The sequence below is a fragment of the Streptomyces sp. NPDC020192 genome (assembly GCF_044388685.1).
GTDB lineage: Bacteria > Actinomycetota > Actinomycetes > Streptomycetales > Streptomycetaceae > Streptomyces.
Map to the genome: position 1 here is coordinate 1 of NZ_JBIRXG010000022.1, position 22,143 is coordinate 22,143.

Annotated in this window: 16 protein-coding genes and 1 pseudogene; 11 read left to right on the forward strand and 6 right to left on the reverse strand. The window is 73.1% G+C overall.

Annotation, left to right across the window (positions count from 1 at the left end; genetic code table 11):
• The 8 genes from ACH47Z_RS33905 to ACH47Z_RS33940 all read left to right on the forward strand — a co-directional run.
• A partial coding sequence (locus ACH47Z_RS33905) for an alpha-glucosidase C-terminal domain-containing protein (RefSeq protein ID WP_399080645.1) occupies positions 1 to 501 on the forward strand: 501 nt, incomplete at its 5' end.
• A gap of 30 nt (positions 502 to 531) precedes the next feature.
• On the forward strand, positions 532 to 1,896 hold the full coding sequence (locus ACH47Z_RS33910; protein WP_399080647.1) for a maltokinase: 1,365 nt from the start codon (positions 532 to 534) through the stop codon (positions 1,894 to 1,896).
• A 4-nt stretch (positions 1,897 to 1,900) separates the two neighbouring features.
• Positions 1,901 to 4,114, forward strand: coding sequence for a 1,4-alpha-glucan branching enzyme (gene glgB, locus ACH47Z_RS33915; protein ID WP_399080649.1), 2,214 nt, complete (start codon positions 1,901 to 1,903; stop codon positions 4,112 to 4,114).
• A gap of 92 nt (positions 4,115 to 4,206) precedes the next feature.
• The gene (locus ACH47Z_RS33920; RefSeq protein ID WP_399080651.1) at positions 4,207 to 5,295 is read left to right on the forward strand and encodes a glutamate--cysteine ligase; all 1,089 of its coding nucleotides are present in this window, start codon (positions 4,207 to 4,209) and stop codon (positions 5,293 to 5,295) included.
• A gap of 171 nt (positions 5,296 to 5,466) precedes the next feature.
• Positions 5,467 to 7,365, forward strand: coding sequence for an AMP-dependent synthetase/ligase (locus tag ACH47Z_RS33925; protein ID WP_399080653.1), 1,899 nt, complete (start codon positions 5,467 to 5,469; stop codon positions 7,363 to 7,365).
• A gap of 240 nt (positions 7,366 to 7,605) precedes the next feature.
• The gene (locus ACH47Z_RS33930) at positions 7,606 to 8,982 is read left to right on the forward strand and encodes an NAD(P)/FAD-dependent oxidoreductase (RefSeq protein ID WP_399080655.1); all 1,377 of its coding nucleotides are present in this window, start codon (positions 7,606 to 7,608) and stop codon (positions 8,980 to 8,982) included.
• Positions 8,983 to 9,122: 140 nt separating this feature from the next.
• A complete protein-coding gene (locus tag ACH47Z_RS33935) occupies positions 9,123 to 11,375 on the forward strand; it encodes an FUSC family protein (RefSeq protein ID WP_399080657.1) in 2,253 nt (750 codons plus the stop codon).
• Positions 11,376 to 11,657: 282 nt separating this feature from the next.
• A complete protein-coding gene (locus ACH47Z_RS33940; protein ID WP_399080659.1) occupies positions 11,658 to 12,116 on the forward strand; it encodes a cyclic nucleotide-binding domain-containing protein in 459 nt (152 codons plus the stop codon).
• 9 nt (positions 12,117 to 12,125) lie between these two features.
• Here ACH47Z_RS33940 and ACH47Z_RS33945 read toward each other — a convergent pair whose 3' ends face one another.
• Both ACH47Z_RS33945 and ACH47Z_RS33950 read right to left on the reverse strand, forming a co-directional pair.
• Positions 12,126 to 13,427: an MFS transporter gene (locus tag ACH47Z_RS33945; protein WP_399080661.1), complete on the reverse strand. Its 1,302-nt coding sequence runs from the start codon at positions 13,425 to 13,427 to the stop codon at positions 12,126 to 12,128.
• Between the two features lie 83 nt (positions 13,428 to 13,510).
• On the reverse strand, positions 13,511 to 14,128 hold the full coding sequence (locus ACH47Z_RS33950; protein WP_399080663.1) for a LysE/ArgO family amino acid transporter: 618 nt from the start codon (positions 14,126 to 14,128) through the stop codon (positions 13,511 to 13,513).
• A gap of 67 nt (positions 14,129 to 14,195) precedes the next feature.
• Here ACH47Z_RS33950 and ACH47Z_RS33955 point away from each other — a divergent pair, with 67 nt between their 5' ends.
• On the forward strand, positions 14,196 to 15,080 hold the full coding sequence (locus ACH47Z_RS33955; RefSeq protein ID WP_399080665.1) for a LysR family transcriptional regulator ArgP: 885 nt from the start codon (positions 14,196 to 14,198) through the stop codon (positions 15,078 to 15,080).
• A 341-nt stretch (positions 15,081 to 15,421) separates the two neighbouring features.
• Positions 15,422 to 15,673 (forward strand): WhiB family transcriptional regulator, encoded by a 252-nt coding sequence (locus ACH47Z_RS33960; protein ID WP_399080667.1) that lies wholly within the window; start codon positions 15,422 to 15,424, stop codon positions 15,671 to 15,673.
• 179 nt (positions 15,674 to 15,852) lie between these two features.
• On the opposite strand, the gene ACH47Z_RS33965 is transcribed toward ACH47Z_RS33960, so the two are convergent.
• The 3 genes from ACH47Z_RS33965 to ACH47Z_RS33975 all read right to left on the reverse strand — a co-directional run bounded on the left by ACH47Z_RS33965 (position 15,853) and on the right by ACH47Z_RS33975 (position 19,939).
• Positions 15,853 to 17,688, reverse strand: a complete 1,836-nt coding sequence (locus ACH47Z_RS33965; protein WP_399080669.1) for a sensor histidine kinase — start codon at positions 17,686 to 17,688, stop codon at positions 15,853 to 15,855.
• On the reverse strand, positions 17,685 to 18,389 hold the full coding sequence (locus ACH47Z_RS33970) for a response regulator transcription factor (RefSeq protein ID WP_399080671.1): 705 nt from the start codon (positions 18,387 to 18,389) through the stop codon (positions 17,685 to 17,687). The genes ACH47Z_RS33965 and ACH47Z_RS33970 overlap by 4 nt, the downstream gene beginning before the upstream one ends.
• Before the next feature lie 122 nt (positions 18,390 to 18,511).
• Positions 18,512 to 19,939 (reverse strand): M1 family metallopeptidase, encoded by a 1,428-nt coding sequence (locus ACH47Z_RS33975; RefSeq protein WP_399080672.1) that lies wholly within the window; start codon positions 19,937 to 19,939, stop codon positions 18,512 to 18,514.
• Positions 19,940 to 20,105: 166 nt separating this feature from the next.
• Here ACH47Z_RS33975 and ACH47Z_RS33980 point away from each other — a divergent pair.
• Positions 20,106 to 20,438: pseudogene (locus tag ACH47Z_RS33980) on the forward strand (DUF488 domain-containing protein); the annotation flags it as partial.
• A 21-nt stretch (positions 20,439 to 20,459) separates the two neighbouring features.
• On the opposite strand, the gene ACH47Z_RS33985 reads toward ACH47Z_RS33980, so the two are convergent.
• Positions 20,460 to 22,133, reverse strand: coding sequence for an FAD-binding dehydrogenase (locus tag ACH47Z_RS33985; protein WP_399080886.1), 1,674 nt, complete (start codon positions 22,131 to 22,133; stop codon positions 20,460 to 20,462).
• Positions 22,134 to 22,143 lie beyond the last annotated feature (10 nt).

Here is a 22,143-nt window from a genome sequence, read left to right on the forward strand (position 1 = left end):
CTCGGCGACCGCGACGCCGTCCGCACCCCGATGCAGTGGACCCCCGACCGCAACGCCGGCTTCTCGTCCAGCGATCCCGGACGACTCTTCCTGCCGACGATCATGGACCCGGTCTACGGCTACCAGGTCACCAACGTGGAAGCCGCGATGTCCTCGCCGTCGTCGCTGCTGCACTGGACCCGCCGCATGATCGAGATCCGCAAGCAGAACCCCGCCTTCGGACTGGGGTCCTACAACGAACTCCAGTCCTCCAACCCGGCGGTGCTCGCCTTCCTGCGCGAGTACGGCGACGACCTCGTGCTGTGCGTCAACAACTTCTCCCGCTTCGCCCAGCCGACCGAACTCGACCTGCGAGCCTACGACGGCCGGCATCCGGTCGAGCTGATCGGCGGGGTGCGCTTTCCCGCCATCGGTGAACTGCCGTACCTGCTCACCCTGCAGGGACACGGCTTCTACTGGTTCCGGCTCACCCGAGTCGCATCCCGCATCGGCCGCCACTGAACGCCCGGGGCCGAGGAAAGGACGCGCGTCATGCCGAAGACCATCACTGACCGACCGAGAACCGCGGTCGGCCTCGATGGCCCCCTGGCCTCGCTGGGCGGGCTGCTGCGCGAGTGGCTGCCGCGGCAGCGCTGGTTCGCCGGCAAGGACCGGCCCGTCACGGACCTTTCGGTGCTGTCCGTGACCGAGCTGTTCCCGGGGTGTCTGCATCTGCTGGTGCACGCCTCGCACGCCCCGGTGCCCCCGCCGGGCGGCACTCCCCCGCCCGGCGACTGCTACCAGCTGCTGCTCGGTCTGCGTGAACACCTGGCCCCGCGGCTGGAACGGGCGTTCATCGGACGTGCCGAGCAGGGGCCGTTCGCCGGGCTCGCGGTGTACGACGCGCTGAACGATCCGCGCTCGGCGCATCTGCTGCTGGAACGGCTGCGGCACCCGGGCGCGGCGGGCCCGCTGCGGTTCGAGGCGGATCCGCAGGTCCTGGTGCCCGGCGGGCTGCCGCCGCGGCTGCTGGACGTCGAGCAGTCCAACTCGTCGATCGTGTACGGCGACGCGTACATCCTGAAGGTCTTCCGGCGGATCCAGCCGGGCGTCAACCCGGACCTGGAGGTGTCGGCCGCGCTCGCCGCGCAGGGGTGCGGCCGGGTGCCGGCGCCGGTGGCCTGGTTCGGGACGAGCGCGCCGCGGCCGGCCACCCTGGGGGTGCTCCAGCCGTTCCTGCCGGACGCGACGGACGGCTGGACGCTGGCGCTGCGCGCGCTCGCCGCGGGCGATGACTTCACCACCGAGGCCTGGGAGCTGGGCCGGGCCATGGCCGAGGTGCATCTGGCGCTGGCCGAGGCGTTCGGCCCGTCCGGGCCGGGCGAGAACGGCCGCACGGCACGGGCGATGTGCGCCCGGCTGAACGCGGCCGCGCACGCCGTACCGGGGCTACGGCCCTATGTGCCGGGGCTCAAGGCCGCGTTCGGGGCGCTCGCCACGTGCGACAGCGGGCCGCCCGCCCAGCGCGTCCACGGCGATCTGCACCTGGGGCAGGTGCTGCAGGCCGGGCGCGACTGGTTCGTCATCGACTTCGAGGGCGAGCCGTCCCGGCCGCTGGCCGAGCGCCGGGCCCCGCAGTCCCCGGTGCGGGACGTGGCGGGAATGCTGCGCTCCTTCGACTACGCGGCCCGGCAGCGCCGCCCCTGGCGACCCGAATGGGCGCGCCGCTGCCGGGAGGCGTTCTGCGCGGGCTACGCGGCCCACGCGGGCTGGGATCCACGCAAGAAGCACGCGCTGCTGCGCGCGCACGAGACGGACAGGGCGGTCTACGAGGTGCTGTACGAGGCGAGACACCGGCCGGACTGGCTGCCGGTTCCGATGGCGGCGATCAAGCGGCTCGCCGTGTGGGGAGGCTGACGGCATGGCTCTGCGGGACACCTCTCTCCCCGAGGCCGCCGGCCCCGCGCCGGTCAAGGCCCTTCTGCTGGACGAGCCCGAACGCGGGCGGCTGCTCGGCGGCGCCCATCACGATCCGCACGCCCTGCTGGGCGCCCATCCGGTGCCCGGCGGCACCCTGTTCCGGGCGCTGCGCCCGAACGCCCGCGCGGTGAGCGTCGTGGCCGACGGCGCGCGCCATCCGCTCGTGTCGGAGGGCGGCGGTCTCTTCGCGGCCGTGCTGCCGTTCACCGAGATCCCGGAGTCGTACACGCTGCTGGTGGCGTACGACGACACCGAGCAGGAGGTGCACGATCCGTACCGCTTCCTGCCCGCGCTGGGCGAGCTGGACCTGCATCTGATCCGGGAGGGCCGGCACGAGCAGCTGTGGCAGGCGCTCGGCGCCGAGCCGATGACGCACCAGGGCGTGACCGGCACCCGCTTCACCGTGTGGGCGCCGAACGCCCAAGGGGTGCGGGTGGCCGGGGACTTCACGTACTGGGACGGTACGCAGTACCCGATGCGCTCGCTCGGCGCGTCCGGGGTGTGGGAGCTGTTCCTGCCCGGGATCGGTGAGGGCGCCCGCTACAAGTTCGAGATCACCTCCCGGCACGGCCACCGGTTCCTCAAGGCCGACCCGATGGCGCGGTGCACCGAGGTGCCGCCCGACACGGCGTCGGTCGTCACGGCGTCCCGCTACGAGTGGGGCGACGCGCGGTGGATGGCCCACCGGGGCGACACGCCGCTGCACCGGGCGCCGTTCTCGGTGTACGAGGTCCATCTCCCGTCCTGGCGACCGGGATTGACCTATCGTCAACTCGCCGATGAACTGCCCCAGTACGTCAAGGAGTTGGGCTTCACGCATGTGGAGCTGATGCCGGTCGCCGGGCATCCGTTCAGCGGGTCGTGGGGCTATCAGGTCACCTCGTACTACGCGCCGACGCCCCGGCTCGGCTCGCCGGACGACTTCAGGTACCTGGTGGACCGGCTGCACCGGGCCGGACTCGGCGTGATCATGGACTGGGTGCCGGCGCACTTCCCGAAGGACGACTGGGCGCTGGCCCGGTTCGACGGGGAGCCGCTGTACGAGCCCGGGGACTGGCGGCGGGCCGAGCATCCGGACTGGGGGACGTACGAGTTCGACTTCGGCCGGACCGAGGTGCGCAACTTCCTCGTCGCCAACGCCGTGTACTGGTGCGAGGAGTTCCACATCGACGGGCTGCGGGTGGACGCCGTCGCCTCGATGCTCTACCTCGACTACTCGCGGGACTCCGGGCAGTGGGAGCCGAACGTCTTCGGCGGGCGGGAGGACCTGGACGCGGTCGCCTTCCTGCAGGAGATGAACGCGACCGTCTACCGCCGCTGCCCGGGGGTGGTGACGATCGCGGAGGAGTCCACCGCGTGGGACGGAGTGACCCGGCCGACCGACAGCGGCGGGCTCGGCTTCGGGCTGAAGTGGAACATGGGCTGGATGCACGACTCGCTGGAGTACGTGCAGAAGGAGCCGGTGCACCGCAAGTACCACCACAACGAGATGACGTTCTCGATGGTGTACGCCTACAGCGAGAACTACGTGCTGCCGATCTCGCACGACGAGGTGGTGCACGGCAAACAGGCGCTGGTGTCGAAGATGCCGGGCGACTGGTGGCAGCGGCGCGCCAACCACCGGGCCTACCTCGGCTTCATGTGGGCCCACCCCGGCAAGCAACTCCTCTTCATGGGGCAGGAGTTCGCCCAGGGAGCCGAGTGGTCCGAGGCGCACGGCCCCGAGTGGTGGCTGCTCGGCGACGACTACCATTCGGCGGGTGACCACCGGGGTGTCCAGGACCTCGTGCGGGACCTCAACACCACGTACCGGGCGACGCCGGCCCTGTGGCAGCGGGACACCGATCCGGGCGGTTTCCAATGGGTGCTGTGTGACGCGGCGGACGACAACGTATTCGCGTTCCTGCGGTTCGACACCGAGGGCTCCCCTGTGCTGGCGGTGTCGAACTTCTCGCCGGTCGTCCGCGACGACTACCGTCTGTGGGTTCCGGATCCCTTCCCGGCCTGGCAGGAGGCGCTGAACACGGACGACGCGCGCTACGGCGGCAGCGGGGTCCGTGCCGGGGTTCCCGGGGCTCCCGTGCGGCCGCAGGACGGGTGCCTGCGGCTCAGGCTGCCGCCGCTCGCCACTGTCTGGTTGACGCCCGTGCCCTGAACTCGCAGGAGTCGGGCAGACGCCCGGGGGGCAGTGAGGGTCGTACGGACTTTCGTCTGCCCCTCGTGGCCCGAACAGAAGGGCGGCCCCACGTGCGTACTGTCGGTGTGGAGGAGGAACTTCTTCTCGTGGATCCGGACACCGGCGAGCCGAAGGCACTGTCGGCCGCCGTCCTGACCCGGGCCGTCCAGGACGATCCGGGGCAGGACGTCTTCCAGCTGGAGCTGTTCGGGCAGATGCTGGAACTCGCCACGCATCCGCACACGGACATGGCGGAACTCGGGGCCGAGATCGTGCGCTCCCGCAAGGAGGCCGCCCGGCTCGCCGGCGAGGTCGGCTGCGCGGTCGCCGCGCTGGCCACGTGCCCGCTGCCGATCACCGGCTCGCTCACCGAGCACGAGCGCTACCGGTGGATGGCCGGACAGTACGCGATCACCACCCAGGACTGGCTCGTGTGCGGCTGTCACGCGCACGTGGCGGTGGAGTCCGACGAGGAGGGCGTCGCCGTCCTCGACCGGTTGCGGCCCTGGCTTCCGGTGCTGCGCGCGCTCAGCGCCAACTCGCCGTACTGGCAGGGCCGGGACACCGGTCACGCCAGCTTCCGCAGCCGGCTGTGGGGGCGCGCTCCGTCGGCGGGGCCGACCGAGCTGTTCGGCTCGCCCGCGCGCTATCACCGGCAGGTGACGGACATGCTGGCCAGCGGGGTCATCCTCGACCAGGGAATGGTGTACTTCGACGCGCGGCTGTCCGCGAAGTACCCGACGGTGGAGATCCGGGTGGCGGACGTGTGCCTGCGCGCGGAGACCACGGTGCTCCTCGCCACGCTGGTCCGCGCCCTGGTGGAGACGGCCGCGCGGGAGTGGCGGGCCGGACGGCCGCCGCCCGACCACAGCGTGAGCCTGCTGAGGCTGGCCGCCTGGCACGCCGCCCGCTCCGGCCTGGACCGGGAACTGCTCGATCCCGTGACGATGCGGCCCCGGCCGGCCCCCGAGGTGGTGCGCGCGCTGCTGGAGCACACCGGGGAGGCGCTCGCCGGCAGCGGGGACGCGGCGCCGGTCGAGGAGGCCGTCGGCGAGCTGCTGCGCCGGGGCACGGGCGCACGTGAGCAGCGCGGGATGCTGGAACGCACCGGCAGCCTGCGGGAGGTCGTCACCGAGTGCGTCCGGCACACCCAGGGCTGAACGGCTCGGCGGCACGGGGCGTATGACACCGGTGACGGACACGGCCTGGTCATCACCTGATCACGACTTGCCCGTTCCCTGCACCGAAAGCGCTCACCTCGGCTACATTCGAGCACCGCCGACCACAGAGCCGATCGGCGGTGTGACCCTCCGTACATTCAGGAGCAGCGCATGCGCGACGTCGCCCTCGCTCCCGCCGTTACCCCGCCGCTCACCGGCGGCCTCGCCGACAGCGTCTTCGACACCGCCGAGCACAGCCCCGCGCTGCCCCTCCTCGCCCACCGCGCGGACTCCGCGTCCACCGTGTGGCGGGAGGTGACGGCGGCCGAGCTGCGGGACGAGGTGGTGGGCCTGGCCAAGGGCCTGGTCGCCGCCGGGATCTCGCCCGGCCACCGGGTGGCCGTGATGGCCCGCACCCGCTACGAGTGGACCGTCTTCGCCCATGCGCTGTGGGCCGTGGGCGCGGAGGTGGTGCCGGTCCATCCGTCCTCCTCGCGCGAGCAGGTCGAGTGGATCCTGCGGGACGCCGGCTGTGTGGCCGTGGTCGTGGAGGACGAACTGGGCGTCATGACCGTCGGCACGGTGTGCACCCGGCTGCCGCGGCTGCGCCATGTCTGGCAGCTGGACGCGGGCGCGCTGCCCGAACTCGTCGAGCGGGGCGCGAGGGTGCCGTACACCACCGTGGAGTCGCTGCGCCGGATCGTGCTGCCGGACGCCACCGCGGCCGTCGTCTACACCTCCGGCACCTCCGGCCGCCCCCAGGGCTGCGCGCTGAGCCACCGCGGCCTGGCCTACCCCTGCGACACCCTGCTGGCCGGCTGGGCGCACACGGCGGCCCCGCCGGGCGAGCAGCCGTCGGTGCTGGCCTTCCTGCCGTTCTCGCATGTGTACGGCATCATGATCATGCTCACGTGCGTGCGCGGCGGCGCGCTGATGGCGCACGAGCCGGAGCTGTCCGAGGCCTCGCTGGCGTCGGCGCTCACCACGTTCCGGCCGACGTATCTGTACGGCGTGCCGAGCGTGTTCGAGAAGCTGCACAAGAACTTCCTGCGCACGGCCGAACAGTCGGGCCGGGGTGCCCTGTTCGAGCGGGCCGCGCAGACCGCGCGGGACTTCGCCGCGGCCGAGGAGCGCCGGCGGCTGGGTACCGGTCCGGGTCCCGGGCTCGAACTGCGGCTCCAGCACGCCCTGTTCGAGCGGACGGTGTACCGCAGGCTGCGCGCGGCGCTCGGCGGCCGGGTGATGCGCGGCACCTCCGGGGGCTCCTCCCTCAGCCGTGAACTGACCCTGTTCTACGAGGGCGTGGGGATCCTCGTCAACGACGGCTACGGGCTCACCGAGGCCTCCGGCGGGATCACCATGCAGCCGCTCGGCCGGTCGAAGTCCGGGACCGTGGGCCGGCCGCTGCCCGGCACGGAGGTCCAGGTGGCCGACGACGGGGAGATCCTGGTGCGCGGCCCGTCGGTGTTCCAGGGGTACGTCGGCGACGAGGCGGCGACCCGGGCCACGCTGCGCGGCGGCTGGCTGTCCACCGGGGACATCGGGCGGCTGGACTCCGAGGGCTATCTGACGATCACCGGACGCAAGAAGGACGTCATCGTCACGAGCGGCGGCAAGAGCGTCGCCCCCGCCCCGCTGGAGCAGCGGCTGCGCATGCACCCCCTGGTCCACCAGGCCGTCGTGCTCGGCGACGACCGGCCCTGCGTGGGCGCGCTGATCACGCTGGACCCGGAGTTCCTCGCGCACTGGCGGGGCACCCTGGCGCTGCCGGGCAACAGCCCGGGCCGGGAGAGCCGCGAGGAGAACGCGCTGCGGGACGAGATCGCCCGCGCCGTGGCCTCCGCGAACAGCGCCGTCTCCCGTGCGGAGTCCATCCGCGTCTACCGCGTCCTGCCGGAGCCGTTCGAGGCGGTGGGCGGTCTGCTCACCCCGTCGAGGAAGCTGCGCCGGGACGCGGTCGTGCGCCACTACGCCGCCGAGATCGACGCGATGTACCAGGCGCGCTCCCGGACCGGGCGGGGTGTGCGGGAGCCGGCGGACTGGGACGAGCCGGACGACGTCTTCCGCTGAGCGGACCCGCGCGTTCCGCTGAGCGGACACGGCCGGACCTGCGCCGACATCGGTGGACGGTTATCCGTGCGACAACCGGTCACTCGGCCCTCGGCGGGTGCATGCTGGACCCCACGCGTTCGTCTGCCTGCCGCACCCGGCTCGCGGAACGGCTCGGGGCACGGTGGGATCGAAGCGGTGCGCAGCGGTCCGGGGCATGCGAACGGCGTGGAGTCGGACCGCCTGGAGCCGCAGAAAGGGATGAACACCGTGACACGACCCAGGATCCTGGTGGTCGGCGCAGGCTTCGCCGGAGTCGAGTGCGTCCGCCGCCTGGAGCGGAAACTCGCCCCCGACGAGGCCGACGTCACCCTGGTGACGCCGTTCTCCTACCAGCTCTATCTGCCGCTGCTGCCCCAGGTCGCCTCGGGTGTGCTCACCCCGCAGTCGATCGCCATCAGTCTGCGCCGCAGCAAGAAGTACCGCACCCGGATCCTGCCGGGCGGCGCGATCGGCGTGGACCTGAAGGCCAAGGTCGCCGTCGTGCGCACCATCACCGACACGGTCGTCAACGAGCCGTACGACTACCTCGTGCTGGCCCCGGGCAGCGTGACCCGCACCTTCGACATCCCGGGGCTGACCGAGCACGCCTTCGGGATGAAGACGCTCGCCGAGGCCGCCTACATCCGCGACCACGTCATCACCCAGCTCGACCTCGCCGACGCCAGCGACAACCCGGTCGAGCGGGCCGCGCGGCTGCAGTTCGTGGTGGTGGGCGGCGGATACGCCGGCACCGAGACCGCCGCCTGTCTGCAACGGCTCACCCACGCCGCCGTACAGCGCTATCCGCGCATCGACCCCGGCCTGATCAAGTGGCATCTCATCGACATCGCGCCGCGGCTGATGCCGGAGCTGGGCGAGAAGCTCGGGCGCAGCGCGCAGGAGATCCTGCGCCGGCGCGGTATCGACGTCTCGCTCGGGGTGTCGATCGAGAAGGCCGGCCCCGAGGAGGTCACCTTCACCGACGGCCGGGTGGTGCCGACGCACACGCTGATCTGGACGGCCGGTGTGGTCGCGAGCCCGCTGATCGGCACGCTCGGCGCGGAGACGGTGCGCGGCCGGCTGGCGGTCACCTCGGAGATGACCGTGCCCGGGTACGACGGTGCGTTCGCGCTCGGGGACGCGGCCGCCGTACCCGATCTGGCCAAGGACGAGACGGGCGCGGTCTGCCCGCCCACCGCGCAGCACGCCATGCGGCAGGGCAAGAAGGTGGCCGACAACGTCATCGCGACCCTGCGGGGCGCACCCCTGACGCCGTACGTGCACAGGGACCTGGGGCTCGTCGTGGACCTCGGTGGCAAGGACGCGGTGTCCAAGCCGCTCGGCGTCGAGCTGCGCGGGGTGCCCGCCCAGGCGGTGGCCCGCGGCTACCACTGGTCGGCGCTGCGCACCAACGTGGCCAAGACCCGGGTGATGACCAACTGGCTGCTGAACGCGGTCGCCGGCGACGACTTCGTCCGCACCGGCTTCCAGGCCGGCAAGCCCGCCCGGCTGAAGGACTTCGAGTACACGAACGCGTATCTGACACCGGAGCAGGTGCGGGGCCGGGTGGAGGGCGGGGCCGGCGAGAGTTCCTGACCACGCCGATGCCCTTTGCCCTCGCCTCGGGCGAGGGCAAAGGGTTCGCGCACTCGTGCGATGCTGGGACGGAGATCGATTTCTGGTACGGGAGAGAGCGCGGCGGCGTGAGGGCAGCGGGACGGTCGGGGCGGGTACGGATGCGGGACCGGCTCGCTGCGTCGGATCCGGGGTTGCTGCGGCTGACCGCGGGAGCGCGCACGGTCACCGCGATCGCCCTCACCCTCGCCGTCCTGGCCGCGCTGCGGGTGCCGGTGCCGCATCTGGTCGCCGGTGCCATGGCGGCGATGGTGTCGACCTTCGCCATCCGGGAGAAGTCGCGCGCCCAGCAGGCCGTGACGCTCGCGCTCGGTCTGCCGGTGGCGCTGGCCTCGGTGTCGCTGGGCGCGCTGCTGAACCAACGGGTCGTCGTCGGCGACCTGTTCTTCGTCGTCCTCATCTTCGGCGCGGTCTACGGCCGCCGGTTCGGTGACCGCGGTACGGCGCTGGGCCTGATCGGCTTCCAGATCTACTTCCTGTCGCTGTTCGTCCACGCGACCGCCGCGATGCTGCCCGCGCTGTACGGGGTCTTCTGTGTGGCGTTCGCGTGCAGCGCCCTCGCGCGTTTCGTGCTGCTGCCGCAGACCCCGGCGGGCACCCTGGACCGCCTGCGGCGGGCCTTCCGCGCGCGGCTCGCCCAGCTGATCGCCGTACAGGCCGAGTTGCCGGACGCCGGGCCGGACGAGGTGGAGAAAATCCTGGAGGAGCTGCGCACCGCCACCGCCCGGCTGCACGAGACGGCGCTGATGATCCAGGGACGGCTGGAGGACGGCGCCTCGGACCCGGCGGTGGCGCGGCTGCTGCAACGCCGGATCGCCGATGCCGAGATCGCCTCCGAGCGGCTCGGGCTGCTGCTGCTCACCGCGCGCAGCGCCGAGCGGACCGACACCCTCACCCTGCATCTGCCCGGTGCCCAGCTGTCCTCCGGTGGCTCGCTGCCGGTGCGGGACGAGGCGACGGCGGCGCTGCGCCGGGACCTTCAGGCGCTGCGGCTGCTGATGCTCCGTCCGGTCGGCGAGGCCCGGGGCACGGCGCTCGCGCATCTGCGCAACCGGCTGCTCGGCTACCGCGAGGAGGAGAACCTGCCGAAGGCCTCCCCGGCCGTGCAGGACGTCTTCCGCGGTCTCGGCGAGGCCGCCCGGGCCGCGCTCGGCCTCAGGGTCGCCCTGGACGGGGCGCAGGACGAGTCCGACGACAGCCCGGCGACCATCCGTTCGCGCGAGGAGCTGGACGCGGAGGACGCCGCGATCGAGGCGGGCGAGGAGCGCGAGGCCGAGAAGCCGGAGCCGACCGGGCTGATGCGGCCCACCACGCGGGCCGCGGTCCAGGTGGCCGTCGGCTCGTCGCTGGCCATCGCGGGCGGTGAGCTGCTGTCCAGCCAGCGCTGGTACTGGGCGGTGCTGACCTGCTGGATCGTGTTCATCAACACCGCCTCCACCGGCGAGATCCTGGTCAAGGGCTACCGGCGACTGCTGGGCACGGTGCTCGGCGTGGTGGCCGGCATCGGGCTCGCCGGGCTGGTCGGACAGCACACGTGGACGGCGTTCGCGCTGGTGCTGGTGTTCATCTTCGCGATGTTCTACACGGCGCCTCTGTCGTACACGCTGATGTCGTTCTTCGTCACGGCGATGCTCGGCCTGCTGTACACGCTGCTGAACACCTACAGCCTGTCCGTGCTGGTGCTGCGGATCGGGGAGACGGCGCTCGGCGCGGCCTGCGGGGTCATCGCGGCGGCGGTGGTGCTGCCGATCCACACCGACCGCCGTACCAACGAACTGCTCGTCGGGGTGCTGGACCGGCTGGCCGGGGTCGCCCGGGCCGCCGTCGACCAGCTGAGCGGCGGGGCGGGTGCCGACCTGGTGGAGCAGGCGCGCGATCTGGACCAGGCGCTCGCCGATCTGCGCGCGGCCATCGACCCGCTGACGCATCCGATCACCCCGCTGCGCTCGCGCCGGGACACCGCCCGGTACGTGGTGGCGCTGCTGGAGACGTGCGCCTATCACGCGCGCTCCCTCGCGGCCACGGCCGAGCTGCTGCCGACGCACCCGTCGATCGCTGCGGATCCCCGGCTGAGCGGGGCGTGCGCGCGGATCCTGCACAACATCGAGGCGATCGCGGCCCATGTCGCCGACCCGCGCTCCGCGGCCGCGATCGAGACCGGCCCGAGTATCGCCTCGATGCTGGAGCCGGGCACCCTGCGCACTCCGCGCTACGGCCGGGTGACCGACCGGGTGCTGCGTCATCTGCAGCGCCTGGACGAGGCGGTGTCGGGTCTGGCCCGGCCGCTGGGCGTGCCCCGGCCGGGCGCCGACGCCGGTACCGGCTCCGGCGGGAAGGTGAAACAGGTCACGTGACCCGCTCCGGATTGCGCTCCGGCACACCAGATGGTTTATCGTTCATACATACGTGATGCCGGAGTGGACCGGAACCGTCCTTCCGCTCTCCGTCGCGTCACCAGAAAGCGGCCCTGGCTGGCCTCCCCCGTCCAGCCAGGGCTTTCTGCTGCCCGCGCGCGCCACCGGACAGGTGATCGGCGCACGGCTCCCCGCCCTTCGAGGTGCCCGGGACGGCGCCAGCGGCTGAAATGGGCTTACGGAAATTCACCCGGAACCGCCGCCGGTGAGGAGCCCCGCGCCATGACCAAAGCGATCAAACTGCTCACCGCCCTGCCCCAGCAGCAGCGCGAGCGCCTGATGGAGCTGGCCGAGGAGGTCTCCTTCCCGGAGGACACCCGCATCTTCGAGGCGGGCGGCACCGCCGACCGGTTCTGGGTGATCCGCTCGGGCGCGGTCCATCTGGACCAGCAGGTCACCTCCCGGCAGCGGGTGACGGTGGCCACGCTCGGCGCGGGCGACCTGCTCGGCTGGTCCTGGCTGTTCCCGCCGTACGAGTGGGACTTCGGCGCGGTGGCCTTCACCGACGTACGGGCCTATCAGTTCGACGGGCCCGCGGTGCTCGCGCTGTGCGTGGAGGATCCGCTGCTCGGACTGTCGCTGGTGCGGACGGTGGCCGAGGTCCTCGCGGGCCGCCTGGAGACGACCCGCGGCAAGCTGCTGGACCAGTACGCGATCCGGCGGCGCGGCGGCCCCCTCTGAAGCGGGACCTCAGATCCGGTAGCGGCGCAGCGCCGGGACCGCGGCGGCCAGGGTCAGCATCACCACGACGACCAGTGCGCCGCCGCCCGCCACCGCCGCCCGCGGGCCGAAGGCGGAGCCGGCGGTGCCGTGCAGCACGTCGGCCAGGCGGGGTCCGCCCGCGACGACGACCGTGAACACGCCCTGCATCCGGCCGCGCATCTCGTCGGTCGCGGCCGACAGCAGGATCGCGCCGCGGAACACCATCGAGACCATGTCGGCGACCCCGGCCGCGGCGAGGAAGGCCATCGCCACCCAGAGGTTCCCGCTCAGCCCGGCCCCGGCGACGGCCACGCCCCAGCCGACCACCGCGCCGATCACCATCCAGCCGTGCCGGCGGGCCCGTGAGAACACCCCGGAGAACAGGCCGCCGAGCACCGCGCCGACCGGGATGCCCGCGAACAGCACACCCAGCGCGAGCCCTTCGCCGTAGGAGTGGTAGGTCTGCGCGGCCAGCTGCGGGAACAGGGCGCGGGGCATGCCGAGGACCATGGCGACGATGTCGGCGAGGAAGGACAGCAGCAGCACCTTGTGCCGGGAGATGTAGCGGAAGCCCTCGGCTATCGCGCCCATCCCGGCCCGGCGGGCGGTGGTGTCGCCGAGCGGCGGCAGTGCGGGCAGCCGGTACACGGCCCAGACCGTGACGCAGAGCGCGAGGGCGTCGACGAGGTACAGCTCGGGCAGCCCGATGACCGGGATGAGCGCACCGGCGAGCAGCGGGCCCGCCACCAGTCCGGTCTGCGTGACCGTGGAGCCGAGGGCGTTGGCCGCGGGCAGTTCCCCGGCGGGCACCAGGCGGGCGATGGAGGCGTTGCGGGCGGGGGCGTTGAGGCCGAAGAAGGCCTGCTGGAACGCGAGCAGCACCATGAGCACGGGGACCGAGTCCAGACCGGTGACCGCCTGCGCCCAGAACAGCAGCGAGGTCACGGCGATGCCGCTGTTGGTGACCAGCAGCAGCTTGCGCCGGTCCACGGTGTCGGCGACCGCCCCGCCCCACAGCGCGAACGCCACCATGGGCACGAGTCCGGCCAGGCTCGCGTAGCCGACCCAGGCCGAGGAGTGGGTGATGTCGTAGATCTGCTTGGGTACGGCGACGGCGGTGAGCTGGCTGCCCACGGCCGTGACGATGGTCGACGTCCACAGGCGCCGGTAGGCGGGGATGCGCAGGGGGCGGGTGTCCATCGCCCAGCGGCGCCAGCCGCGCCGGGGTGGACCAGCCGCCTCCTCCGTCGTGGGGCCGGGTTCGGTGCCGCTGCGCTCGCTCGTGTCCACGGGTGTCCTGGTTGCTCGTTACATCTTTTCGATTCGCGAAGCTGACTATCTCAGCAACACCCGTGCGGACCGAACCGTTTGTCTCAGGATCCGGCCATGAGCATGGTCCCCATGGCCAGCATCGTGACGGCGACCAGGCCGTCCAGCACCCGCCAGGCGGCGGGCCGGGCCAGGAAGCGGCCGAGCAGCCGGGCGCCGAAGCCGAGCGCGGCGAACCAGCACAGGCTGGCGAGCGCGGCGCCGAGCCCGAAGGTCCAGCGCAGCGGGCCCCGGTCGGCGGCGAGGGAGCCGAGCAGGAACACCGTGTCCAGGTAGACGTGCGGGTTGAGCCAGGTCATCGCCAGGCAGGTGAGCACCGCCCGGCGCCGGGATCCGGCCGCCTCTCCCTCGGTGCTCAGCCCGGCCGTGCCGGGCCGGAGCACCCGGCGGGCGGCGAGGGCGCCGTAACAGAGCAGGAAGGCGCCGCCCACGACGCCGACCGCGCGGACCGCGCCCGGCCAGGCCACCACGACCGCCCCGACCCCGCCGACGCCGAGCGCGATGAGCACCGCGTCGGACAGCGCGCAGATGCCGACCACGGCGAGCACGGCGTCCCGGCGCACCCCCTGGCGCAGGACGAAGGCGTTCTGGGCACCGATGGCGACGATCAGGGAGAGTCCGCTGCCGAATCCGGCGGCCGCGGCGGTCAGAGCGTGGTTCATGCCGTCGACGCTAAGGAAACACCGTCACTCAAGTACAGCTAAAGATTCTTAAGTAGCCTTAGCGATTGTGATGACCGACCTTCCCCTGGACCAGGTGCGGACGCTGCTCGCCGTGGTGGACGAGGGCACCTTCGACGCCGCGGCGGCGGCCCTGCATGTGACCCCGTCGGCAGTCAGTCAGCGGGTCAAGGCGCTGGAGCAGCGCACCGGCCGGGTGCTGCTCCAGCGCACCAAACCGGTGCGGCCCACGGAGTCCGGCGCGGTGCTGGTGCGGTTCGCCCGGCAGCTGGCCCGGCTGGAGCGGGACGCGTGGGGCGAGCTGGGGCTGAGCGGTGCCGGGGAGCCGACCCGGGTGTCGGTCGCGGTGAACGCGGACTCGCTGGCGACCTGGTTCCTGCCGGCGCTGACCCGGGCGGCGGGGCTCTGCTTCGAACTGTACCGGGAGGACGAGGACCACACGGCGGCGCTGCTGCGCGAGGGGCTGGTGATGGCGGCGGTGACCACGCTGCCCGACCCCGTGCCGGGCTGCACGGTCCGCCCGCTCGGCAGGATGCGCTATCTCCCGGTCGCCGCACCGGAGTTCGCCGAAGGGCACCTGGCCGGTCCGCTGCCCGAGCTGCTGCCCGGGGCCCCGGTGGTGGTCTTCGACCGCAAGGACGACTTCCAGGACGGCTTCGTACGCCGGCTGGGCCGCGGGTCCGCGAGCCCCCTGCGCCACTACGTGCCCACCTCGGAGGGGTTCGCCGCCGCGGTCGCCGCGGGCCTCGGCTGGGGCCTGGTCCCCGAGGCCCAGGCGGGGCCGCTGCTGGCGGAGGGCCGGCTGGAGCTGCTCTCCCCCGGGGAGTGGATGGACGTCACCTTGTACTGGCAGCAGTGGAAGCTCGACTCCCCCGCGCTGGCCGCCCTGGCCGACGCGGTGACGGCGACGGCGGCGCAGGCGCTGCGCCACTGACCGTCGGCGTCCGGTCACCCGGCGGGTGCCGGGCGGCGGAATCCCGTCGTCCGACCGGTGCCGGGCGGCCGTCGGCGGAGTACGGTGGTCGGACGGTGGCGCGGCGGACGGCGGTCCACCCGCTCGTCGCCCCCAACTCCGCGCTTCCGGTGCCCGGTCGGGCACGGGTGCCCTGGCCCTGCGGCTCATCCGGCCCCGTTCCCCGGCCTGTTGAGCGCCTACGGCTCACTCGCCCCGTTTCCCGCCGCGCCGACCGGTCACCCGCATCCCGAGAACGGTTTTCGACCCGCCCGGACGACTCGACTTCGATCCGATCCAGGAGACGCATCCAGGAGACTTCGATGGACAACTGGCGCGACCATGCCGCCTGCCGTCACGTGGACCCCGACCTGTTCTTCCCCGTCGGCACCACCGGACCCGCGCTGGTGCAGACCGAGCGGGCCAAGGCGGTGTGCGGGACCTGCCCGGCCCGGGAGCCCTGCCTGGACTGGGCGTTGGAGACCGGCCAGAGCACGGGCATCTGGGGCGGCACGACCGAGACCGAGCGCCGGACGCTGCGGCGCCGCGCACACTCCCGACCGCGCCTGCGCTGACCCGGCGCACGGGCGTCAAGGCGGGCGCTGACGGACAAGGCGGTGGTCGGCGGTCAGGGAGCCGCGCACCGAAGGGGCGCGTGACGGGATCGGCATGCGGCTCCGCCGCGTGGCGCGACCGGCCACGACGGCCCGCACCCGGCCGCGTGCCTCACGCACCCCACCCGCCGCCCGGTCCGTCAGGGCTCGTCGCCGGGCGGCTCGGTGGCGGCCAGGCGCAGGGTGAACGCCGCGCCCGCGCCCGGCTCGCTCGTGGCCTCCGCGGTGCCGCCGTGGGCGGCGACCAGGTGGCGCACGATGGACAGGCCCAGGCCGCTGCCGCCGGTGCGGCGGCTGCGGGACTTCTCCGCGCGCCAGAACCGCTCGAAGACATGCGGCAGATCCTCGGCCGCGATGCCCGTACCGGTGTCGGTGACGGTGAGGACGACATCGGTACCGTCCCGGCGGGCGGCCAGCGTGACCGTGCCGTCGGCCGGGGTGTGCCGCAGCGCGTTGGAGACCAGGTTGCCGAGAGCCTGGCGCATCCGCACCGGGTCGGCGTCCAGCCAGGCGGCCGGACCGGCGGCGGTGTGCAGGGCGACCCCGGCGGCGTCGGCGGCGACGCGGTGCGCGGCGGCCACCTGGTCGAGCAGGTCGGCGGCGCGCAGCGGTTCGCGGTGCAGCCGCAGGGTGCCGGCGTCGGCGGCGGCGAGGTCCTGGAGGTCGTCGATGATCCGCTGGAGGACGAGCGCCTCCTCGTGCAGCGAGTCCAGCAGGGCCGGTTCGGGGTCGACGACGCCGTCCCGGACGACCTCCAGCCAGCCCCGGATGTTGGTCAGCGGGCTGCGCAGTTCGTGCGCGATGTCGCTGACCATCGCCTTGCGCTGGGCCTCCAGGCGCTCGCGGCGCTCGGTCAGGTCGTTGAAGGCCTCCGCGAGGATGCCGGTCTCGTCCCGGGTGGTCACCGGCACCCGTATGTGCAGTTCGGGCGGTGCTCCGGCGGCCTCGGTCAGCGCGCGCAGGGGCCGTACCAGCCGGATGGCGACGACGGCGGTCACGGCGACGGTGACGGCGAGGACGAGGCCGGCCGCGCCGATCACCTTGGCCTTGTTGGCCGTCGACATGTCGAAGCGGGACGGGCTCTGGTCGCCGATGCCGAGGAACAGGTCCGCCACCGGGGCGACGTAGGGCTCCAGCTGGGTGCGCCGGGCGGTCAGGACACACGTCCGGGCCGCCCCGGCCGTCGCCGCGTTGCCCGCCCTGGCGTACTTGGCGACGAGGTAGCCGCCGGCGAAGGGGTCCTTGCCACTGGGGTCGTAGGTGAGGAACAGCCGGCCGTCGACGTTCAGGCCCGCCTGTTTCAGACAGGGCCGGGCGAGGTCGGTGAGCGCGTCCAGGGCCCTGCGCTCGGTCGGGGTGGGCGTGTCGAGCCGCTCGTCCTCACACACCGTGGCGCCGAAGCCGGTGGGATCGGCGCCGTCCGCGCCGGTGACGACGGGCCGTCCGCTCGTCGTGCGGGCGACGGTGGCCTGGAGGCCGTAGCGCTCGTAGCACCGCTTACGCACGGTGGCCAGCGTCTCCAGCTTCGCCCGCTCCCCCGCCGGGAGCCGGTAAGGGCCCACCACGCGCGGGTCGATGCCGCTGAGCTGGGCTCCGGTCTCGCTGTAGGTGTCGGTGCGCAGCGGGTCGACGGTGGCGGCGGGCCCGGGCGGCAGCGGGGTGCCGCGGGGCGCGGAGTCGGCGAGCGGGATGCGGTCGGCGGTGGTCAGCGCGATGCGGCGGCCGGTCTTGGCGGCCAGGTCCCGGACCGTGCGCCGGACCCCGGACCAGTCGGCGTGGGTGGCGGCGTAGCCGCTGAGCGCGGCCAGGATGCGGTTGTCGGCCGCGAGATCCTGGCCCTGCTCCTCCTTCAGCGCGCTGGTCGTCGTCGTGACCGCGAGCCAGGCGGTGGCGGCCACCGAACAGACGGCGATCAGAGCGGAGACGGACAGCAGCCGGACGAGCAGCCGTTTACGCAACGGGATCCGACGCTTCACGAACGCCCCCCGCTCAGCTTGTAGCCGACGCCGAAGACGGTCAGCAGGCGGACCGGGCGGCGGGGGTCGGGTTCGATCTTGCGGCGCAGGTTCATGATGTGGACGTCGACGGCCCGCTCGGTGGAGGAACGGTCGAAGCCCCGCGTGCAGTGCAGCAGTTGGCGCCGGGTGAACACCCGCTCCGGTTCGCCCGCCATGGCCAGCAGGATCTGGAACTCGGCGGGGGTGCACTCCACCGGTACGCCGTCGCAGCGCACCTCGTGCCGTTCGGGGTCGACGGTGATCGCGGCGGCCCGGACCACCGGGTCGCCGTCCCGGGCACCCGTGGCCCGCCCGCTGCGCCGGAGCACCGTGCGGATGCGGGCCATCAGCTCGCGCGGGCTGTAGGGCTTGGTCATGTAGTCGTCGGCGCCCACTTCGAGGCCGAGCAGCACGTCGTCCTCGGCGGAGCGGGCGGTGAGCATGACGACCGGGATCTCCGGGTCCTCACCGCCGCGCAGCGTCCGGCACACGCCGAATCCGTCGACGACCGGGAGCATCAGGTCCAGGACGACGAGGTCGGGCCGCAGCCGCCGGGCGGCGTCCAGCGCGGCGGCGCCGTCGTGCACGACCGTCGCGGTGTGTCCCTCGGCCAGCAGGGTGCGGCGGATCAGCTCGGCCTGTTTCTCGTCGTCCTCGGCGACCAGCACATGTGCGCACACGAGTTCGGATCCTAGGCGGCCCGGCCCGCGAGCCGGTCGGCGTCGACGTGCGACCAGACGGCGGTTCTGCGATGGATCATGGTGCCGACCTTGGCCGACACTTGTTTGGAACCGGTGAGGATTCAGGCCGTGTTCGGCTTGCCCTTGGTATACAGCCAGGTGTGGAACAGCCCGTCCAGCCGCTTCCCGGACACCCGCTGGGCGAGCCGCGTGAACTGTGCGGTCGTACCGTGGCCGTCGCGGTGCTCCGCCGCCCAGGCGCGCAGGATCCGGAAGAAGGGCCCGTCGCCCACGGCCCCCCGCAGTTCGTGCAGGGCCATGGCGCCGCGGGCGTAGACGGGCGTGCCGAAGAGGTTCTTGCCGCTGCCCGGATCGCCCGGCGGGTAGGCCCACAGCGCGTCGCCCGCCGGGGAGGCGTAGAGGGCGTCGAAGGTCTTCTGGGCGCTGTCACCGCCGTGCTGTTCGGCGTAGAGCCACTCGGCGTAGGTGGCGAAGCCCTCGTTGAGCCAGATGTCCTTCCAGGCGGTCAGCGAGACGGAGTCGCCGAACCACTGGTGGGCGCTCTCGTGGACGAGGGTGGCCAGGTCGGGCGCGGCGTCGTACACCGGCCGGGTCTGGGTCTCCAGCGCGTAGCCGACGTCCGGGGCGTGGTCGACGATCGCCCCGGCGGACCGGTACGGGTACGGCCCGAACAGCTTGCTCTCCCAGGCGAGGACCGACGGCAGCTTCTTCAGCACCGGCGCGGCGGAGGACGCCTCCCGGGGGTCGACGGCGTTGTAGATCCGGATGCCGTCGGGGGTGGTGGAGCGCTGGACCTGGAAGGTGCCGATGGTCGCGGTGGCCAGGTAGGCGGCCATGGGGCGGGGCTCGCGCCAGTGGAAGGTCGTCCGCCCGTGCGCGGTGCGCTGGGAGAGCAGCTCGCCGTTGGCGACGGCGGTGCGCCCTTGCGGGACGGTGAGCGTGAAGTCGTACGACGACTTGTCCCTGGGGTGGGCGTTGGCCGGGAACCAGGTCATCGCGCCCTGTGGCTCGCCCGCCACGAACGCGCCGTCGTCGGTGGGGATCCAGCCGTCCCGGGAGCCGTCGGGGTCGGTGACCGGCTGGGGGGTGCCCTGGTAGCCGACGGCGATCTCGAACGCGTGGCCCGCGGGCAGGGTGCGGCGCGGGGTGACGACGAGTTCCTGGCCGTCGCGCCGGAACGCGGCCGGGGTGCGGTCGACGGTGACCGCGGTGACCTTCAGGCCCGTGAGGTCGAGGTCGAAGCGGCTCAGCCGCTGGGTGGCACGGGCGGTGAGGACCGCCCTGCCGTCGAGGTGCCGGGTCGCGGTGTCGTAACGCAGGGTCAGATCGTAGTGCCCGACGTGGTAGCCGCCGTTGCCGCTGAGCGGGAAGTAGGGGTCGCCCGCGCCGGGCGCGCCGGCCGTGCCGGGTGCCGTGGGCGCGGCGGCGCCGAGGAGGGCCGCGACGGCGACGGGAACGGTGGCGAGGACCGCCCGGCGCCGCAGGACGGTGGTACGGCGCCGGGCGGTCTGTCTGCGAGATGGCGTCACATGCACTCCTCGGGGCGTGGCCGCTGATCGTCTGGCCGCCAGAGTAGGCGCGCCACGGCCTTCCTGATCGGCTCCTTCTGGCCACGTTGTGCCGCGTCGCACCAGCCGGCCGCGGTCCGCCGCCGTCAGGCTCACGGCACCGTCCACCACCCGAGAGGGGCCCGAAGTGAGCGTGCGTGTGCGCCGGCTCTACGAAGAGCCCGAACCCGACGACGGCCTGCGGGTCCTGGTCGACCGGCTGTGGCCGCGTGGCGTCGCGAAGGACGAGGCGCACGTGGACGAGTGGCCGAAGGACCTCACGCCGTCGAACGAGCTGCGCACGTGGTTCCAAGACGGCGGCTCGTACGAGGAGTTCCGGCACCGCTGCGAGGCGGAGCCGGCGGCTCCCGAGGCCGCCGAGCTGCTCGACGGCCTGCGCACGTCGGCCCGCGTGACCCTGCTGACGGCGTCCAGGACGCCGGAGCAGAGCCATGCGCAGGTGCTGCTGGAGCTGCTCGAGGGCTGGCCCTCCCGCAACCCGTCAGCCCGTCTGCCGGGCCGCGTGCCGGCCCGCCGCACGCCCCGAGAACAGGCAGCCGCCGAGGAACGTGCCCTCCAGCGCGTTGTAGCCGTGCACTCCGCCGCCGCCGAAGCCGGCCACCTCGCCCGCCGCGTACAGCCCCTCGATCGGGGTGCCGTCGGCGGCCAGGGCGCGGGAGTCGAGGTCGGTCTGGATGCCGCCGAGGGTCTTGCGGGTCAGCACGTGCAGCTTCACGCCGATGAGGGGGCCGGCGGCCGGGTCGAGGATGCGGTGCGGGCCGGCGACCCGGCCGAGGCGGTCACCGATGTAGCGGCGGGCGTTGCGGATGCCCTGGATCTGGGAGTCCTTGCTGTACGGGTTGGCGATCTGCAGGTCGCGGGCCTCGATCTGACGGCGCACCTCGGCCGCGTCCAGCAGCGGCTTGCCGGTGAGGCCGTTCATCTTCTCAACCAGCTGCTCCAGACTGCCGGCGGTGACGAAGTCCGCGCCCTTGTCGAGGAAGGCCTGCACCGGTCCGGGCGCGCCCTTGCCGAGCAGCCGGTCCTTCAGCACGGCGCCCCGGTCCTTGGCGGTGATGTCGGGGTTCTGCTCGGAGCCGGAGAGCGCGAACTCCTTCTCGATGATCTTCCGGGTGAGGACGAACCACGAGTGGTCGTATCCGGCGATGTCGTCGGTGGTGCGCAGGTACTTGAGGGTGTTCAGGGTGTCGTAGCCCGGCAGGCAGGGGTCGGGCAGCCGGCGGCCAAGGGCGTCCAGCCAGATCGAGGACGGGCCGGGCAGGATGCGGATGCCGTGGCCGGGCCAGATCGGGTCCCAGTTCTCGAGGCCCTCGGTGTAGTGCCACATGCGGTCCCGGTTGACCAGGCGGACGCCCGCCCCGGCGCTGATGTCGAGCATGCGGCCGTCGACGTAGGCGGGGACGCCGGTGACCATCTCGGCGGGCGGGGTGCCGAGCCGCTCGGGCCAGTGGCGGCGGACGATGTCGTGGTTGGCGCCGATGCCGCCGGTGGTGACGACGACGGCCTGGGCGGTGAGTTCGAAGGCGCCGGCGCGGTCGCGGTTGGAGGCCACCCCGCGCGGCGAGCGGTCCTCGGCGAGCACCGTGCCGCGCACCCCGCGGACCGTGCCGTCCTCGATGACCAGCTCGTCCACCTGGTGGCGGTGGTGGAAGGTGAGCAGCCCGTCGCGGGCGGCCTGGCGGGCGTACGTCACGAAGGGCTCGACGACGCCCGTGCCGGTTCCCCAGGCGATGTGGAAGCGGGGGACGGAGTTGCCGTGCCCGTTCGCCCTGAGGTCGCCGCGCTCGGCCCAGCCGACGGTCGGCAGCAGCTCGATGCCGTGCCCCTGGAGCCAGGAGCGCTTCTCACCGGCCGCGAACTCGACGTAGGCGCGGGCCCAGCGCACCGCCCAGGAGTCCTCGTCGTCCAGCCGGTCGAACCGGGCGCTGCCCTGCCAGTCGTTCCAGGCCAGGTCGAAGGAGTCCTTGATGCCGAGGCGGCGCTGCTCGGGGGAGTCGACGAGGAAGAGCCCGCCGAAGGACCAGAACGCCTGGCCGCCGAGGTTGGCGGCGTTCTCCTGGTCGACCAGGGCCACCCGGCGGCCCCGGCGGTTGAGTTCGTGCGCCGCGACCAGACCGGCGAGGCCCGCTCCGACGACGATGACGTCCGCGTCCATGGCGACCGTT